The 16,290-nt window shown below is 43.8% G+C and carries 14 protein-coding genes and 1 other RNA gene; 4 read left to right on the top strand and 11 right to left on the bottom strand.

The genetic code is table 11. From position 1 onward, the window contains the following. Positions 1 to 184: 184 nt before the first annotated feature. Positions 185 to 3,796: a dynamin family protein gene (locus ATG71_RS13775; RefSeq protein WP_098440071.1), complete on the bottom strand. Its 3,612-nt coding sequence runs from the start codon at positions 3,794 to 3,796 to the stop codon at positions 185 to 187. A 108-nt stretch (positions 3,797 to 3,904) separates the two neighbouring features. Here ATG71_RS13775 and ATG71_RS23410 point away from each other — a divergent pair, with 108 nt between their 5' ends. Continuing rightward, entirely contained in the window at positions 3,905 to 4,111 is a 207-nt protein-coding gene (locus ATG71_RS23410) for a hypothetical protein (protein ID WP_098440070.1), read from the top strand. 142 nt (positions 4,112 to 4,253) lie between these two features. Here the strand turns inward: ATG71_RS23410 and ATG71_RS13765 are convergent, their stop codons facing one another. Both ATG71_RS13765 and ATG71_RS13760 read right to left on the bottom strand, forming a co-directional pair. Next, the gene (locus ATG71_RS13765) at positions 4,254 to 4,820 is read right to left on the bottom strand and encodes an isoprenylcysteine carboxyl methyltransferase family protein (protein ID WP_098440069.1); all 567 of its coding nucleotides are present in this window, start codon (positions 4,818 to 4,820) and stop codon (positions 4,254 to 4,256) included. Beyond that, on the bottom strand, positions 4,820 to 5,890 hold the full coding sequence (locus tag ATG71_RS13760) for a type III polyketide synthase (RefSeq protein ID WP_098440068.1): 1,071 nt from the start codon (positions 5,888 to 5,890) through the stop codon (positions 4,820 to 4,822). The genes ATG71_RS13765 and ATG71_RS13760 overlap by 1 nt, the downstream gene beginning before the upstream one ends. A gap of 197 nt (positions 5,891 to 6,087) precedes the next feature. On the opposite strand from ATG71_RS13760, the gene ATG71_RS13755 reads away from it, so the two are divergent. After that, positions 6,088 to 6,537, top strand: a complete 450-nt coding sequence (locus tag ATG71_RS13755; protein ID WP_098440067.1) for a chemotaxis protein CheX — start codon at positions 6,088 to 6,090, stop codon at positions 6,535 to 6,537. Between the two features lie 56 nt (positions 6,538 to 6,593). Here ATG71_RS13755 and ATG71_RS13750 read toward each other — a convergent pair whose 3' ends face one another. Continuing rightward, complete coding sequence (locus ATG71_RS13750) at positions 6,594 to 7,364, bottom strand: SDR family NAD(P)-dependent oxidoreductase (protein WP_098441827.1); 771 nt, start codon at positions 7,362 to 7,364, stop codon at positions 6,594 to 6,596. Positions 7,365 to 7,428: 64 nt separating this feature from the next. Further along, positions 7,429 to 7,563: a hypothetical protein gene (locus ATG71_RS23765; protein WP_286163002.1), complete on the bottom strand. Its 135-nt coding sequence runs from the start codon at positions 7,561 to 7,563 to the stop codon at positions 7,429 to 7,431. 372 nt (positions 7,564 to 7,935) lie between these two features. Between ATG71_RS23765 and ATG71_RS13740 the strand changes: the two genes are divergently transcribed. Both ATG71_RS13740 and ATG71_RS13735 read left to right on the top strand, forming a co-directional pair. After that, positions 7,936 to 8,412 (top strand): cytochrome c oxidase subunit II, encoded by a 477-nt coding sequence (locus ATG71_RS13740; protein WP_098440065.1) that lies wholly within the window; start codon positions 7,936 to 7,938, stop codon positions 8,410 to 8,412. Then, a complete protein-coding gene (locus ATG71_RS13735; RefSeq protein WP_098440064.1) occupies positions 8,413 to 10,059 on the top strand; it encodes a b(o/a)3-type cytochrome-c oxidase subunit 1 in 1,647 nt (548 codons plus the stop codon). 41 nt (positions 10,060 to 10,100) lie between these two features. Here the strand turns inward: ATG71_RS13735 and ATG71_RS13730 are convergent, their stop codons facing one another. The 6 genes from ATG71_RS13730 to rnpB all read right to left on the bottom strand — a co-directional run bounded on the left by ATG71_RS13730 (position 10,101) and on the right by rnpB (position 16,273). Continuing rightward, the gene (locus tag ATG71_RS13730) at positions 10,101 to 10,568 is read right to left on the bottom strand and encodes a GyrI-like domain-containing protein (RefSeq protein ID WP_098440063.1); all 468 of its coding nucleotides are present in this window, start codon (positions 10,566 to 10,568) and stop codon (positions 10,101 to 10,103) included. Positions 10,569 to 10,586: 18 nt separating this feature from the next. Then, complete coding sequence (locus ATG71_RS13725) at positions 10,587 to 12,101, bottom strand: carboxypeptidase M32 (RefSeq protein ID WP_098440062.1); 1,515 nt, start codon at positions 12,099 to 12,101, stop codon at positions 10,587 to 10,589. A gap of 112 nt (positions 12,102 to 12,213) precedes the next feature. Further along, positions 12,214 to 14,139 carry an ATP-dependent DNA helicase gene (locus tag ATG71_RS13720; protein WP_098440061.1) on the bottom strand — a complete coding sequence of 642 codons (1,926 nt, stop codon included), beginning with the start codon at positions 14,137 to 14,139 and terminating at the stop codon, positions 12,214 to 12,216. 191 nt (positions 14,140 to 14,330) lie between these two features. Continuing rightward, positions 14,331 to 14,504 carry a hypothetical protein gene (locus ATG71_RS23405; RefSeq protein WP_179886536.1) on the bottom strand — a complete coding sequence of 58 codons (174 nt, stop codon included), beginning with the start codon at positions 14,502 to 14,504 and terminating at the stop codon, positions 14,331 to 14,333. 96 nt (positions 14,505 to 14,600) lie between these two features. Next, a complete protein-coding gene (locus ATG71_RS13715) occupies positions 14,601 to 15,737 on the bottom strand; it encodes a THUMP domain-containing class I SAM-dependent RNA methyltransferase (protein ID WP_098441826.1) in 1,137 nt (378 codons plus the stop codon). Positions 15,738 to 15,889: 152 nt separating this feature from the next. Further along, positions 15,890 to 16,273: RNase P RNA component class B (gene rnpB, locus ATG71_RS13710), an RNA gene on the bottom strand. Positions 16,274 to 16,290 lie beyond the last annotated feature (17 nt).

Genomic DNA, 16,290 nt, shown 5'->3' with positions numbered 1-16,290 from the left:
TTCTTCATCAATTTCAGCACTTCTTCCTTCGGTTCCCAACAAGAAAACTGATAGGTGGTTTTGGTCTCATAGCCTAGTCGTGAACAATAATAAGAGGTCTTCTGCTCTTTCTTCACTCCTCTAATGTGAATACAGGTAGCACAGCAATGATAAGGATTCACTGTGGATGTCCTCCTTCTTTTCCTCAAGCCTCTTCGAGAAGCATTAAATCCCGTTTCAGCTGATCCAGATCCTGGACGGTCTCGAGGGCTTCAAGATAGGATGTAATCTGATCGGTCACCTGACTTAGCAGCTCTTCTTTGAGCAACTTAAATTCCTCTTCCAAATAGGATTGACCCCAGGTGTCCAACCTTGACCGTTCCTGTGTCAGGTATCTGTCTGCAGGTTCTTGAAGCAGTGCTTCCAATTTTTCCTGCACCACTTTCTTTCCGCCTCCTTCAAAGAATTGCTTTGGATTCTTGAAGGTAGAGAAAGCTTCTTCGAATGGCCGCAGTTCCTTTTGATTAAAAGCGCTCTCAAATTCGATGCTTGTTTCATTTTTATAATCCAATGGTGACAGGAGCAAATCATGTTCAACCCGCTGTATTTTTTCTTCCAGGGCAACCCATTGATCACGGAGCTGCTTCTGAATGAACTGCTGAATACGTAGGGAGGTAGCCCTCATCTCCTGAGCAAGATCAAACCCGATACTTGATAAAAACTCCTTTAACCCTTCACGGATGGCTTGGGATTGGGAGTGATATTGTAGAAATAACCCGGAATGAAAGGCTTCCTTATAGAAATCAGGCACCCTGAAAAACACTCTTTGTTTTACATAGTGCACGAGCTCCCTGGATTCCTGCAACATCTCCACTGTAAGGGGCTCAGGGGATACGCCTTCAATAATGGTTTCAACCCCGGACTTCCGCTCCAGAAGCTCCTTCCTCCTTGATTGCCGATACGTCTTTTCAGTTGAAGCTGAGTGGAGATATTGTTGAAAACGTTTCAGCCCTCTCTCCCACTCGCCAAGTGCGGATTCGATACTCATGCTCACTAATTCATTCTGGATGAAGGTTTGGAATTCCTTCTTGAATACATCCATACCAGATTGATGAGATCCGGATTCTTTAAGTGCCTGAAGAGATGATACTCCGAAAATCCTTGGAAATCGGATTCCATATTGAATCAATTGGTCTTCCACGTACTCAATGACTTCATTTTTTTCTTTTTCATCACTTGCAAGGTCGATGGCATTGACGACAAAGAACATTTTATCTAATTCGAAGGTGTCTTTCACCCGTCCCAATTGAATAAGGAATTCCCTGTCAGCCTTGGCAAATGCATGATTATAATAGGTCACAAAAAGAATCGCATCGGCATTCTTGATGTATTCGAAAGCAACACCTGTATGGCGGGCATTGATGGAATCAGCACCCGGTGTATCGACGAGGGTGATCCCCTGTCTTGTTATATCACAATCGAAATAGAGATCGATGGACTCCACAAAGCAAGCTTTCGTCTCATCGGCTACATATCCTTTATATTCTTCAAGATCGACCTTCCTCCTGCTGCCGAGGATGTCCTTAAATGCAGGATACCCTGTTAGAAAGGCTTGAAGGAAAGAAAGATGGACATTTTCTTTACCGCTTCCTTCAGTCGATAAATCAGGTATCATTTCCGCGGCTTCGTCCAGGGAAGATGCATTCCGATTAAAAAACGAAAGGGAATGGTTGATGTCTGTCATTAGCTGTTCACCGGTTTTGATGTGTACATGGGCCGTTTCATGCTCACACTCTTCCGATACCGGATTAATCCTGTTGATGGAGGCAGTGGTGGGATTCGGGCTCACCGGAAGTACTTTTCTTCCTAACAGGGCATTGGCAAACGATGATTTCCCGGCGCTGAATGCACCGAATAATGCAATGGTAAAGGATTGATTCGAGAGGCGCTCCCTCTTACCGTCCAAAAGATGTGCCATGTTGGTAAACCCCTTGTACTTCCTGAACACATTTGCCATCGTTTCTAACCGGTGAATCGCTTCTTCCTTTGAAGAGAGCTGCTCCCTAATGTCCTCGGATTGACTTTTGTCACGTTCATGTCCCGCGTCCTCTTTACGATCCAGAACCACGTCGGAAGCAAGCTTATAGGTTTCTTCTCTCTCTTTCCATTTCAAGGTCCATTCTGACATAATCGTCTCCGCACGGTTTGGATCAACTTCCGCTTTAGTCAATCTTCTGATTTGAGCGTCCATCTCTTCATTGAGTGAATTCCATTTATAAATGATGCCTGTTTTTTTCTGAAGCTCCTCGAGTTCTTCTTCCATGCCAGCATTCTCTTCCGAGGATGAGTTTTCAATTTCGGTTATCAGTCCTTCAATCAACCCGTTCGTTTCATTTCTTGCTTTTCTTTTCAACTCCTCAGAAAGATCATCACAGTATTGGAGAACATAATTACTCGACACTCCTGCCCCCTGTTTAATTAAATCCACAAGAAAGCGGTCGTCCACTTCAAGGCTCAATCGGTCCCATTCCACACGTTGATCCGATGAAGGGATATATTCTTTCACGATATTTTTACCAAGTGTCTTTAAGTGCCATTCGAGTTGAGATTCGATGCGAGAGTTGATATCCTCTTTAAACCTTTGTAGTCTCAGTGCTTTTTCTTCTTCTGTCTTTTGCTTTGAGAACAGGAAGCCTATTTTGAAGTCCTGTTGTCTGCTTTCCAGGAATTCCTTTGCTAATTCCCTTGTTTCAAAAGGCATTAAATAAGCATTTTTGAGGATTCCCCTTCGCTCTTCTTCGAATTGCCCTTTTATGGATGCAACGTTATTTTTTGCCAGTGTGTCGACGAGCTTTTTCTCTTTTTGAAGAATGGAGTCTTTATTTTCCCATTCTTCCTCTGTAAAGAAATCCAGGGCTCTATCCTCAAGTTTTTCAAGCTCTTCCTCATACCATTTCTCATGTTCAGATCGCAATTGCGAAATAGCCGAGACTGCCGAGTCTTCGATCAGTTCATCCTTCTGTTTGACCTGGCCATCAATCAGGGCCTTCAATTTTTCAAGGTCATTGTTAAGATGGTCGGGATGTTTTAAACTGGTAAAAAACGTGCCATCAGGTACTACACCCCAAGAGGCGAATGAATTCTTGACGCTTTCCTGGAAATCGGTGAAAGATAATTCTTCCTCCTGATGCTTATCGACCTGGTTCACAATCAGATACAATTTTACGCCATGACGTACCATTTCCTTGGTGAACTCAAAATTCACCTGTGATTGGACATGGTTATAATCCATTACATAGAAGACTGCGTCGGCAAGGTGAATCGCCGATTCCGTAGACAATTTGTGGGCATCGTCCGTACTGTCAACTCCCGGGGTATCCAAAACGGAAACCCCTTCAGGTACGTCACTTCTCTTCCGTCCGATTTCTACAGAGTATACGTCTTCCCCGTTTTTACAAAAATCCTTAATAGTCTCAAAATCGTACGGCGCCTTAAAGTATAATGGCTGTGATTGATGATAATGGATTTTCGCAAAGTCCGTTTGTGCGTGATGCACCTTCACCAAATTCGCACTGGTCGGAATCGGACTGGATGGAAGGATGTCTTCCCCCATCAACCGGTTGATCATCGTGGACTTGCCAGCGGAAAAATGGCCGCAAAAAGCAAGGATTAATTCATGATTGTTCAACTTTTCCGCAAGCCGTTCTACCTTTCCGGCCCTCTCCCCATCCCCGTTCTGTAGGAAGATGTCGTAGTAAGCCGTAAGTTGTTTTAACGTAGTATGTAAATGTGTACTTTTATGTTCAATCTGACTCATAGTCTAATCTAATTCCTTTCTGCACTTAAGAAGAATGATAACGTTTTTATTTTATCGTATTTGAATCAAATTCTCTACGAAATCCTACCGGAAAGGGGGATTCTTAGAATGATAACAGTATATGCGAAGGATAGGATGAAGGGAAAAGACAAAATAAAAAAGCCTCTTCCGAAGAAGAAGGCCCTGTTTATCGTGTTGATTCCGTTGCGATTAAGTTTGAATGAACAAAAGATTTCGAGTTCGTCTGGTATGAAGATATGTTCTTCCGTTGTGCCGGATTCTTCATTACATTCGATAAAACATACTTCATCATGAAGCCATACGCTACTACAGTAAACAATATCAAAAACCATACCATTCTTGTCCCCACCCTTTTATAAAGATACTTGTACTTGAGAATAATTTTCATCTTCAATTAGAATCTTATCAAAGTTGATAATCATTTTCAATAAGAAAATCATTTTTCTTTTTTGAATAGGGGAATCCATCCCCTCGTATTGAGATGGACCTTCTCATACTCCGTCTCCTCCTTCAAGGCGTGTTCCTCGAGTGGGATTCGGATTGAAAGAATGAATTGATTTAATAAGGCAAAGATGAAAAGGGTCCAATAGGCTTGAAATAGCAATGGAACAATCAGGAACTCAAGCGTTACAATCAAATAGTTTGGATGCTTCAAGTGTTTATAGGGACCTTTAGCTACCACTTCTGCCTGGGGGAGTATGATGATCTTAGTGTTCCAATACTTCCCGAGGGAAGCGATCGACCAGATCCTCCCGAGCTGAGTCAGGATAAAACCACCAAGCAATAACGGCCAATAGCGATTGACCCCTGAGTGAAAGATCCCCCCCTCTATGAGCAGGGAAATGAAAAATGCAATATGGATGACGACCATCAGCTTATAATGAGCCTGTCCGTATTCTTTGGCGCCACGCTCCTTCATCCACTTTTCATTCGATCTTGCGATATAGAGTTCCACCAGCCTTTGAATCATCAACACCGAGAAAAACAATACAAAATATAGCATCATTCCCACCTCATCAACAAAAGCTCGGAACTGAACCCTGGTCCCAAAGCAGTGCCGAGGCCGATATCCCCCTGTTCACAGCCTTTTTCCATAAATTCTTTGAGGACATATAGAATCGTGACAGAGGACATGTTCCCATATTCCTTCAACACCTTCATTGATTCAGTTGTCATACTTTCATCCATTCCTAAAGCATCCCTGTATGCCTCAATCACTTTCTTTCCGCCTGGGTGGGCCACAAAATGCTTAATGTCCCGGAGCCCGATCCCGTTCGCTTCAATGAATCCCTCTACATTGGGACGTAGCCAATTTTGCACCAATGTGGGAATGTCCTTGGAAAATACAACATATAATCCATTTTCCTTCACTTCCCATCCCATAACATCCAAGGAATCTTGGAGCAGCGTCGACTGGGTGGCAAAGATCTTTGGCAAGGGATGCCTGACGCCGTCTAATGCCGGGCTGTCATCCCCGCAGACAAGGGCACATGCCACACCATCAGCGAAAAGGGACGTCCCAATCAAATTGCTCTTTGAACGATCTCCGTGTTGAAAGGTCAATGAACATAGTTCGATTGAAAGAACAAGAACATTTGCCTTTGGAAAGCCTAAGCAATACTCATACGCCCTTGATAATCCTGACGCCCCCCCTGCACATCCCAAACCCCAAATCGGAATTCGTTTGGTATGGGGAGAGAATGGAAGCCTATTCATGATTCGGGCTTCCAGACTCGGGGTTGATAGACCAGACGTTGATATGGTGATGATGGCATCGACATCTCCCATTGAGAGCCTATTACGGGAAAGGCTCTTATGGATCACTTTACTCCCCAATTCTACGGCATAGTGGATGAATTCATCGTTCTTTTCCTGAAAGGTATGCTCCTTGGAAAACCACTCCAGACCTTTTACGAAGTAACGGCTTTCTATTTCACCGTTTTGAAACACATTTATGAGACGTCCTATATCTTTAAAACTCGAAGAAAACAGTTGCTTTGCAAATTCTGCGGCTTCATTTTGCGTGATTTTAACTGACGGGATCTCAGTTTCCACTGAGAGTATTTTTGGCATGCACGACCACTCCTTACACTTCCATATAAGGATAGCTTTTCCACAATGGCATAAATCATGTATGGAGTGAGGTTATTGTTTTTTTATAAACCCCTCCCGGAAAATAGCCCTTTAGTATGACTAAGGTGTGAAAATACCATCCTTTCCTCCTAGTTCATATGGTATGATTATAGTGACAAAATACTGGAGGATACGACATGATTTTAACTAAAAGTGTCACCGATATACTTAATAGTTCAGTAGAAGCGATTAAAGGAGTCATCCCTTTGAGTGTTACTGTTTTAAAACCCTCTTTGCTGACGGAGCCGTTCAGTCAGCATAAGATCGGTGTACTCATCGGGTTCACTGGTGACGTAAGAGGAAGAATGATCATTGATGGTGAAGAAGAGAGCTTTCAAGGTTTGGGAGCATCCATGTTTGGAATGCCCCTTGAAGGGGAAATGCTTGAGTCATTCGCGGGCGAGCTTGGGAATATGATTGCAGGGAATCTTGCTACTCTTCTTGCCCAAGCCGGTCATTCACTCGATATTACACCCCCGACCGTCATTGTGGGGCAATCAAAGATGTATGGCTTTGACAAAGCTTTGAAACTGCCGATTTCCATTGAAAATGTTGGCGATTTTTTAGTGATACTAATGATTGAATAGCAAAAAGATAAAAGGCTAACCTTGAGAGAGAGGTTAGCCTTTTATCCTGAAAGATTTCAAAAACCGTTGATCGTCATCCCACCGTCTACATAAAGGGTTTGTCCGGTAATATAGTTTGAGGCATCCGATGAAAGGAATACCGCCGGGCCCACCAATTCCTCGAGCTCACCGATCCTTTTCAAAGGAGTCACTGACAGTATATCATTTACATACTCTTCATTTTGCAGAAGTTCTTTTGTTAATGGTGTCTTGAAATACCATGGACCGATACTGTTCACATTAATATTGTACTTTCCCCATTCCATGGCTAATACCTTCGTCATTTGAATCATGGCTGCTTTCGTGGAGGCATATACGACCCCGGTCCTGAGGGCAACGTGGCCGGCGACGGAGGCAATGTTTATGATTTTCCCCCGGCCCCTCTCTTTCATATGCCTTCCCACTTCCTGGCTCATCATAAAGGCAGATTTCAAGTTCGTATTCATGATTTTCTGCCATTCATCATCCGTTACCGAAAGCGCTGCCGAACGTATATTCATCCCGGCATTATTGATCAGGATATCGATGGACAAGCCATTGTTTTCTATGTAGGTGATCACCCTGTTTATGTCGTCACGTGATGTCACATCTGTCGGGAGGATATGAGCCTTCCTCCCTAGCTTCTCGATTACACCCGCCGTTTCTTCCAAATCATCCCTGGTTCTTGATAACAGGACTACATCGGATCCGGATTCCGCTAATCCAATACTGAGTGCACGCCCAATTCCCCGGCCGGCACCTGTGACAACGGCCAATTTACCTTTTAGTGAAAATGAAGGAGCAAACAAATTCCCCACCGCCTTATCTGTTATTCGAATCTTCTTTATTTTAGCACAGCACGTTTTTAAAGTCTCATCGATGATTCTTTTTCCCATGCTGATGATGGACCTCGATGTGTATCTTCGCTTCGACCGGCACCCGGCATTGAGGACACATCATCTTATCAGAAAAGATTTGACAGCATTGTTTACAATAATATTTTTCCATTTGATCGCCACCTTCCTCTTCATTCCTACACCTTATGCATCAGTTCAAGAGAATGAACACTCCCGATTGCCTATTTTTTAATCATTTCACACTTTCTTCACAAACCACCTCTTCAGGTGTGACATTTATCACAGATTCATATAGGTGTACCCGCTTATGATTGAACTATGGAATCAGTGAATAATCGATGGAAGGAATGAGTGGAATGGGAAAACCGGAATTACATCAAAAAACGGAAGTGAAAATCAAGGAACCCACTTCATTAAAAGGTACATTTACTTCGGTATTATTTTTAGGAGGTTTTCTAGTCCTTACATGGCTTGGGGTATTCTTGCTATTTCTTAATCGTTTTTAATTTAAGGAGTGATTTATATGCATATGCATCGCTATGAGAAATGGTGGTTAACACTGGGAACAGGGTCTCTTATCTTATTTTTAATCATATTGGGTATCAGTGCTTTTCACCAGGGGCATCAGCCTCCAAGCGCAAAGGCATACGTCAATCCGGAGCAGGTGGACAAAATAGCTCCTTTTAACGAACCCGGACTTAAAAAAGTGGAAGGAAAGGCTTGGGATTATGAATTGGTATTTGTGGCATCCGCTTTTCTTTATACTCCTGGGGAAATTGAAATCCCTAAAGGATCGACACTGAAAATCACGGCTACAACCAAGGATGTTGTGCATGGGTTTGAAGTGGCAGGAACCAATATCAATATGATGCTTGAACCGGGATTTGTCAGTGAATACACAACTACACTCGACAAGGCTGGAGAGTTCCTCATTGTATGTAATGAATACTGTGGTGTCGGTCATCACACGATGATATCTATGTTAAGGGTGGTGGACTAGATGAAACCATTTGTGAGAATTGATAAAAAGGATGCTGCACTGGCCATGGCTCACATTTACGTGGGGTTTGCTGCTCTGGCATTAGGTGGACTCGCCGGCCTGTTACAGGTTTTGGTCCGCTCAGGCAGATTCACTTTACCTGCAGGTATCGGTTATTATCAAGTATTGACTGTTCACGGGGTACTACTCGGATTGGTACTGACGACATTCTTTATTCTCGGATTTCAGCATGCGGCCATTTCCCGCACGTCAGGAACCTATTCTGGAAAATCCCGCTTTATGGGGTGGCTGGGATTCTGGGTCATGCTTCTCGGGACGATCATGGCTGCAGTCATGATTTTATTAAATGAAGCTACGGTCCTTTACACATTTTATGCTCCCCTCATGGCCCACTGGATCTTTTATTTAGGATTGACGTTTGTAGTGGTAGGCAGCTGGCTTGGCGGCGCAGGGATGATCATGAAATATATGAGCTGGAGAAAAGAACATCCTGGACAGCCGAGCCCTTTGCTCACTTTCATGAGCATCATCAACACCGTCTTATGGATTGTTGCCACCATCGGGGTTGCAGGGACTGTATTATTTCAGCTCCTCCCATGGTCTCTTGGTCTGGTGGACAGGGTCGACGTACTTGTCAGCCGTACCTTATTCTGGTATTTCGGCCACCCACTCGTCTATTTCTGGCTGCTGCCCGCTTATATGGCATGGTATGTGATCATTCCGAAAATCATCGGAGGAAAAATCTTTTCGGATTCCCTGGCACGTCTTTCCTTTATCCTTTTCCTTCTATTCTCGATACCGGTCGGATTTCACCATCAATTAGTTGAGCCTGGCATTGATGCTTATTGGAAGTTCCTGCAGGTGACCCTGACGTTTATGGTGGTCATCCCTTCCCTGATGACAGCATTTTCTTTGTTCGCTACATTTGAAATGTACGGGAGAAGCAAAGGGGCTACGGGATTATTCGGTTGGTTCAAGAAGCTTCCATGGGGTGACGCCCGCTTTACAGTGCCGTTCATCGGAATGGTTGCTTTCATCCCTGCAGGGGCAGGCGGATTGATCAATGCATCCAATCAAATGAATCAGGTGGTCCATAATACGATTTGGGTCACAGGTCACTTTCATTTAACACTGGCTACATCTGTCGTCTTGACCTTCTTTGGGATTGCTTATTGGCTTGTCCCTCATCTGACAGGACGTGTCCTAACGAAAGCAATGAACAAGTTGGCCATCGTACAGGCCATTGTATGGGCGGTCGGAATGAGCATCATGTCTGGGGCTATGCATGCGGTTGGTTTACTGGGTGCACCAAGAAGATCTTCATACTCCACTTATGGGGATGCTCCACAGGCACTGGATTGGATTCCCTACCAAATCGCACAGGCGATCGGGGGCACGATCCTTTTCATGGGTATCATTCTCGTTCTATACATCTTTATCAACCTGGCATTCTTCGCTCCCAAGGGAGAGGAGGAATTCCCTGTCGGTGAAACGGCTGATACAGCCGAAAGGACCCCGATGGCTCTCGAGAACTGGCGGATCTGGTTAACCATCCTGGCCGCCCTCATCCTCGTCGCCTACACCGTCCCATTCATCGACATGATCCAAAATGCCCCACCTGCTTCTAAAGGCTATAAAATGTGGTGACAAGCATAGGAAGAGGCTACTTCAATGAAGCAGCCTCCTTACTATTTCTGTTTAATTGGGACAAACAGCTCTAATTTCCTTCTATCTTCCGTTTCGTTGATTTCACGGTCCTGGGATAGATATTTCTCTACACTCAGTCTGGAGTAGTCTTTTTCATACCCATTCTCTTTAATCCAATTAAAGATGGCGAAATAGGCTTGCTCCACTTCCGTCGACAGCCCTTCATAAAGGGCGTGTGCATACTCACCTGCAGGAAGTGACAGTTCCACCAACCCCGGTGGAAGCTTCTCCACACGATCAACCTCAACGGTACAATAATACGTAAAATCAGTCGCCCTATCATGGAATGGTGCGTATATGCATTCATCTCCATTTATATGGTGAATGGATGGGATCATCTGTTGAAACTTCGTGAATAGCCTCGGGATCTCGGACCCTCTTCCATATGGACCTGTCCAGCCTATTCCAACAAGCAATTTATCCTCTAGTGATGCTACATTAATATCCATGATTCTTGCCTCCAATAGTTAATTTAAGGAATATACCTTTGAATACTTCTCCGTTAAATAATCGGCCAAGTATTGGGCATTGAGCCCTTCTCCAGTCACTTCCCTGATGATTTCAAGCGGTTTTTTCATCTTGCCCCATTGATGAACATGCTCAGTCAACCATTCTCTCACGGGAGCAAGATCCCCTTTTTCCAGGAGCTCTTCATAATGAGGAATATCTTCTACCATCGCACGCTTTAACTGTGCAGCATACATATACCCGAGCGCGTATGACGGAAAGTAACCAAAGCTTCCACCGGCCCAATGGACATCCTGGAGGACACCTTCTCCATTATGGGAAGGACGGATACCTAGGTACTCTTCATATTTCTGATTCCATATTTCAGGGAGATCCTCCACTTCAATCTCATCATTGAACAATCCTTTTTCAATTTCATAGCGGATGATGATATGCAGGGCATATGTTAATTCATCGGCTTCGATCCGGATCAAGGAAGGCTTTGATTCATTGATCGCTCTGTAGAAATCATCCAATTCGACAGAATCAAACTGTCCCGTTGAATAATCCTTCAATAACGAATAATTTTGTTTCCAGAAAGAATGATTCCTGCCCACAAAATTTTCATAAAAAAGGGATTGAGACTCATGGATACCCATGGATGTTCCCGTGCATAGAGGTGTGCCCATCAAATCCTTAGAAATATTCTGTTCATACAGGGCATGTCCCCCCTCGTGGATCGTTCCGAAGACGGCTGTTCTCCAATCCTTTTCGTCATATTTAGTTGTTACCCTTACATCACCAGGGTTCAAACCAATCGCGAACGGATGGACCGTTTCATCCAGTCTTCCTGAATTGAAGTCATAACCCATTTGCTCAAGAATTTTCAAACTGAACTCCTTTTGACGTTCCTTTGGAAAATGTTCAAAAAGGAAATCGGTTTTTGGCTTATTTTCCGAATTGGAAATTTTATGTACAAGTGGGACGATCTGATCGCGAAGATCTCCAAATACCTTATCCAATACCTCTACCGTCACACCCGGCTCATACATATCGAGTAATGTATCGTATTTATTATCTTCGTATCCCCAATAATCAATAAAGCGTTTTGTAAAAGCCACAAGCTTTTCTAAATAAGGCTTGAACATATCAAAATCCGCTTTTTCTTTCGCTTCTTCCCATTTCCCTTCGGCTTTCGACTGTAGTACCACGTATTCCCTGTATTCAGAGGCGGGAATCTTTTTATTTCGATCGTACTCTTTTTGACACTCTTCTATTAGTTTTTGTGTCATAGGATCCAGCTGATCCATCACTGGAGATAGTTTCGCTAAGTAAGCAGCCATTTCATTGGAAGTGGACATCTCGAACAGCTCAGATGAAAGCATCCCAATCACTTCTGACCGTTGTTCTGCCCCGTTTTTTGGTGCGCCTGTACGTAAATCCCAGAACATCAAGCCAAGTGCTTCGTTGTAGGCCGACATTTTTTTTGCATATTCATGAAATTGATTTTTAGTCTCTAGTATTGATTCTTTCATTCAAAAAGCCCCCTTTTTTTAACATTCAATCTATTTTATCATATTTTTCTGGCAACTTGGGTTCAGAAAGATTTAAAAAACCGCCCATTCAGGCGGTTTCGATTTCACTCTATTATACGTTCAACACTTCGATTCCAACGGGAAGGACGGACTCTGCCAATTCTTTATACAGGGTTTCATCATCATTCAACAGAACGTGGACGCTCCCCTTGTCTTCACTTGTCCGAATCAAGCGTCCGATTCCCTGTCTCAGACGAAGCATCATGTAAGGAAGATCCACCTCTTCCACGGAATGGATGGCATGCTTTCGTTTCGCATCAAAGACGGGGTCTTTTGGCGGGAATGGAAGTGAGTAAATGATCACTTGTGAAAGGGAATCCCCCGGCACGTCCAATCCTTCCCATAGGTGATAAGAACATAGGACCGTAGACGTTTCCTGCTGGAACTGTTCCACCGTATCACTGATCTCACGGTCACCTTCATAGATGACACCAAAGCTTTGAGCCGCCTGCTGAATCTGATAGGCCCTAAAGGCGTTCATCTCATCCTTGGATGTAAAAAGAATCAGGGATTTCCCTTGATTACTCTGTAATTTATCCCAAACATATTGATTTTTGGAATGTACTCCGGAATCCAATGAGGGAATATGTGCTTTCATCATCTCCTCATATTCATAAGGGGATGCCACTGAAAATTTTTCATATGTCTCGATCCCCAGCGATCGTGACACATAAGAAAAGTCCCCATTATACGAAAGGGTAGCTGAAGAAAAGATAAATGGGATGTTTTGACTGAAAACGTGTTCTTTTAGAATTTCCTCTACTAATCTCGGCATTACCACGAAGGTGTGTTCTTCCTCAGATGTTTCCAGCCAGTAGATTCCTTTTTCATCATCTAAAAACAGTTTCAAAGAATACTGAATCTGTTCGAGATATTCTTCCACTACTTTTAACAGGTAATCATCCATCACATACATTTCGCTTTCAAAAACAAGCTCATTCAGCAGGTTCTCGATTTTTTCTGTAAGAGACCTCGCCTGCTGCAAAATCGCTTCTGAGCGCGTGATATACTGCCTGTCGGATCCAGATTCCCCTTGAGATTCTTTCTCCAGAAGCTCGAACCACTTTTCATTGTCGAGCATGATATCTTCAATGATATAAAGAGTCTCCTCCCTCATATCAGATGAAGACAGCTTTTCTAACAATCCTTCAAGAGTCTCCATCCTCATCCGGTAGGTCATCGCTTTCTGTGAAGCAAATTCCAACAGATGCCCTTCGTCAAAGACGACTGAGCTTGCTTCCGGAAGAAGCGGCAGCTGACCTTCCCGTTTTCTGCTGTCTTTCGTCCATATATGCTCCATATAAAAGTCATGGGAACAGATGATCAAGTCAGCCGCATTCCGGTAATGCTCACGATGAAGGGTAAGTCCGCAGCGATGACGATAGGCGCAGGACATGCAGTCCTGAAGGGAGTCCCAGCCTACAGAATTCCACTCTTCATCTGACAACCCGGAATATTCTTTACGATCCCCGTAATGACTGAAGCTCCTCATGGAGGAATTATCATGGACGAAGCCCGGCAATTCTTCCCACATATCCTGATAGGCTTCATTTTGAGAAGCATTTTCTTCTAATTTCTTGATACAAAGGTATTGCTCCCTCGATTTTGCAAGACGGACATCGATGTCCAAATCCAGGGCGTTCTCAAGCTTCTCAATATCCCCTTCTTTTTTGACGATCTGCTCGATGAGGGTTTCATCCGCACAAGCGATGATGGCAGGCTTTCCCGTATACCTTGCATAGGAAAGGGCATATAACAGATACACAAGGGTTTTACCGGTTCCAACCCCTGCTTCTGCAAACATGACCTGCTTATTCTTGTATGCCTGATTTAGTTGAAAGGCCATGAAAACCTGTTCATCCCGGAGATCAAACCCTTTCTCCGGCAATATATCATAAAAAACATCCCCGACCCAATCGGATAATGCTTCATAAAAGGATTGCTCCTTGGTTAATTCGAATGGTAATTTTCTTCTCATATGAACCTCCTGCATGACACAATATTTCTAATTTACTAGAATTCTTTCTTATTGGAAAGGTGTAACCGATATTTTATTTCAAAGACTCTCTATAGTAAGCGAGTACATTCTATACCCAAAAGAAAAGAGACTCCATACAAAGGGTGAGTCTACCAGTTGTATGGATGTCCCTATCTTTTTCAAGAGTGCACTCAGTCGTATATTCTCTTTTTTTTCAATAATTCATATTGAAATGCTTGATCCAGTTTTTTTGATGCTTCATGGAGTTCCAGTTGTACGGCCTCCGCTTCTTCACCTGTAATGGAAGAAATAGAGCTTTGTAAGGCTTGATAGATTTTGTGGAAATCGATGAAAGAATGGTCCATCCTCTTTCACTCCTCTAAAAATGATAGAACTATTATACGCAGGAAGTGAAAGGGTTATTCTGAACTTCATCATCTTTTTCCAACAATCCTATAATATTACTTTCTTGGGGGGCGCGGCCCGAAGAATTGATAATAGTCTGTCCTTATGAATCCATTGAACAATTTGCGTTTTTTTGTAGCTTGTTTCCCGTAGCATTGTTCAAAGTTTTCATGGGACGTCAGCATGTAGAGGGACCAGGTATCCAGTTTTTCAAAGGCTCTTCCCATTTCCTGATACATTTTCTCTACTTCTTTTCGTTCACCCAGACGTTCTCCGTATGGAGGATTTCCGACGATGATGCCGTACTCTAATTCGGAAGTAAAATCCCTGACTTGCATTTGCTTGAATTTCACCAGCTCCCCTAGTCCTGCTTCTAAAGCATTCTCTTTGGAAACCTCAATCATACGATGATCAATGTCCGTTCCGAGTATTTCAAGGGGCTGATCATAGTTTGCCAAATCCTCGGCTTCCAGACGCGTCTTCTCCCACACACCGGCAGGCATCAAGGGCCACTCTTCCGACAGAAATTCACGATTGAAGCCGGGAGCGATATTTTGCCCGATCAGCGCAGCTTCGATGGCAATGGTCCCTGAACCGCAGAATGGATCCACGAAGGGACGGTCGGGATTCCAGGTCGTTAATTGAATCAGGGCAGCTGCGAGCGTTTCTTTTAAAGGCGCTTCACCTTGACCGATTCTATATCCCCGTTTATGGAGACCTTGACCACTTGTATCCAGGGTGATGCTAGCCACATCTTTGTGGATGGCCACTTCAATCTTGAATAGAGGACCGGTTTCGTCCAACCAGGACGTTCGCTTGTAGGCCGTTCGCAGTCGTTCCACTATCGATTTTTTCACGATAGCCTGACAGTCCGGAACACTGTAAAGTTTTGATTTGACGGATTTCCCCTGCACGGGGAACTCTGCATCTACAGGGAGAAAATCCTCCCAGGGAAGCTTCTTGGTATTTTCAAATAGTTCGTCAAAGGAATAAGCCTTGAACTCACCGACAAGGATTTTGATCCTATCAGCGGTTCTCAACCACATATTGGCCCGTGCAATCGCCGTTTCATCTCCCTTGAAGATGACCTTCCCATTTTCGACCTGACACTCATACCCCAATTCCTTCACTTCTTTGGCAACAATGGATTCTAAGCCCATCGCTGACGTTGCGATTAACGTATATGTACTCATCTTTGTCACCCCGTTCATAAATATGCCACTATCACTAGTATGGTCCTGTTTGCTGTAAAATAAAAAGGACTGATACAAAAGAGCAGTGTATTACCTGCATGTATCAGTCACTTGCATTATTTAATCCATATTGCTCTTATCCCGTAATAGTGTTCTGTAAGCCATGTTTTGTTCCGTTGTACTGCAGGCGACTGTTCGTCTCGTACTCGGGTGGTAATCATCTATCTACAAAGGAAATTCCTTTGTCCCTCTCTTCGTTCAATTCCTTTGAGAGGATTCCCCTACCAAATTTGGGTTTCTCGCTCGTGGGGTTTACCTCGTTCCACTCCTGCCATTTCTAACAGGACTTCGTCACTGTGGCACTTTCAAAGTAGTCACACCATATCCGTAAGGACGTAGGTGTTTTCCCTGCCGTCAGCCCGGGTTGGACTGCCCTAGCTTATGAATTGGCTAGGCACGAACACTACGTGCATCTCAGCACCGTGCGAGCATGGACTTTCCTCTACAACGAATCGTTGCAGCGATTACCCAAACACCATTAAGGATCAGCAAT

The sequence above is a fragment of the Bacillus sp. es.034 genome (assembly GCF_002563655.1).
Lineage (GTDB): Bacteria > Bacillota > Bacilli > Bacillales > Bacillaceae_B > Rossellomorea.
The sequence above is the reverse complement of the archived record's forward strand: the minus strand, read 5'-3'. Positions and strand labels throughout refer to the sequence as shown.

Coding starts and splice junctions, on each gene's coding strand:
- ATG71_RS13760 (WP_098440068.1), bottom strand. CDS start 5,890: ATGCCAAAAATACTCTCAGTGGAAACTGAGATCCCGTCAGTTAAAATC.
- ATG71_RS23410 (WP_098440070.1), top strand. CDS start 3,905: ATGATAACAGTATATGCGAAGGATAGGATGAAGGGAAAAGACAAAATA.
- ATG71_RS13730 (WP_098440063.1), bottom strand. CDS start 10,568: ATGGATATTAATGTAGCATCACTAGAGGATAAATTGCTTGTTGGAATA.
- ATG71_RS13720 (WP_098440061.1), bottom strand. CDS start 14,139: ATGAGAAGAAAATTACCATTCGAATTAACCAAGGAGCAATCCTTTTAT.
- ATG71_RS13765 (WP_098440069.1), bottom strand. CDS start 4,820: ATGCTATATTTTGTATTGTTTTTCTCGGTGTTGATGATTCAAAGGCTG.
- ATG71_RS13775 (WP_098440071.1), bottom strand. CDS start 3,796: ATGAGTCAGATTGAACATAAAAGTACACATTTACATACTACGTTAAAA.
- ATG71_RS13715 (WP_098441826.1), bottom strand. CDS start 15,737: ATGAGTACATATACGTTAATCGCAACGTCAGCGATGGGCTTAGAATCC.
- ATG71_RS13725 (WP_098440062.1), bottom strand. CDS start 12,101: ATGAAAGAATCAATACTAGAGACTAAAAATCAATTTCATGAATATGCA.
- ATG71_RS23405 (WP_179886536.1), bottom strand. CDS start 14,504: ATGGACCATTCTTTCATCGATTTCCACAAAATCTATCAAGCCTTACAA.
- ATG71_RS13740 (WP_098440065.1), top strand. CDS start 7,936: ATGCATATGCATCGCTATGAGAAATGGTGGTTAACACTGGGAACAGGG.
- ATG71_RS13755 (WP_098440067.1), top strand. CDS start 6,088: ATGATTTTAACTAAAAGTGTCACCGATATACTTAATAGTTCAGTAGAA.
- ATG71_RS23765 (WP_286163002.1), bottom strand. CDS start 7,563: ATGGAAAAATATTATTGTAAACAATGCTGTCAAATCTTTTCTGATAAG.
- ATG71_RS13735 (WP_098440064.1), top strand. CDS start 8,413: ATGAAACCATTTGTGAGAATTGATAAAAAGGATGCTGCACTGGCCATG.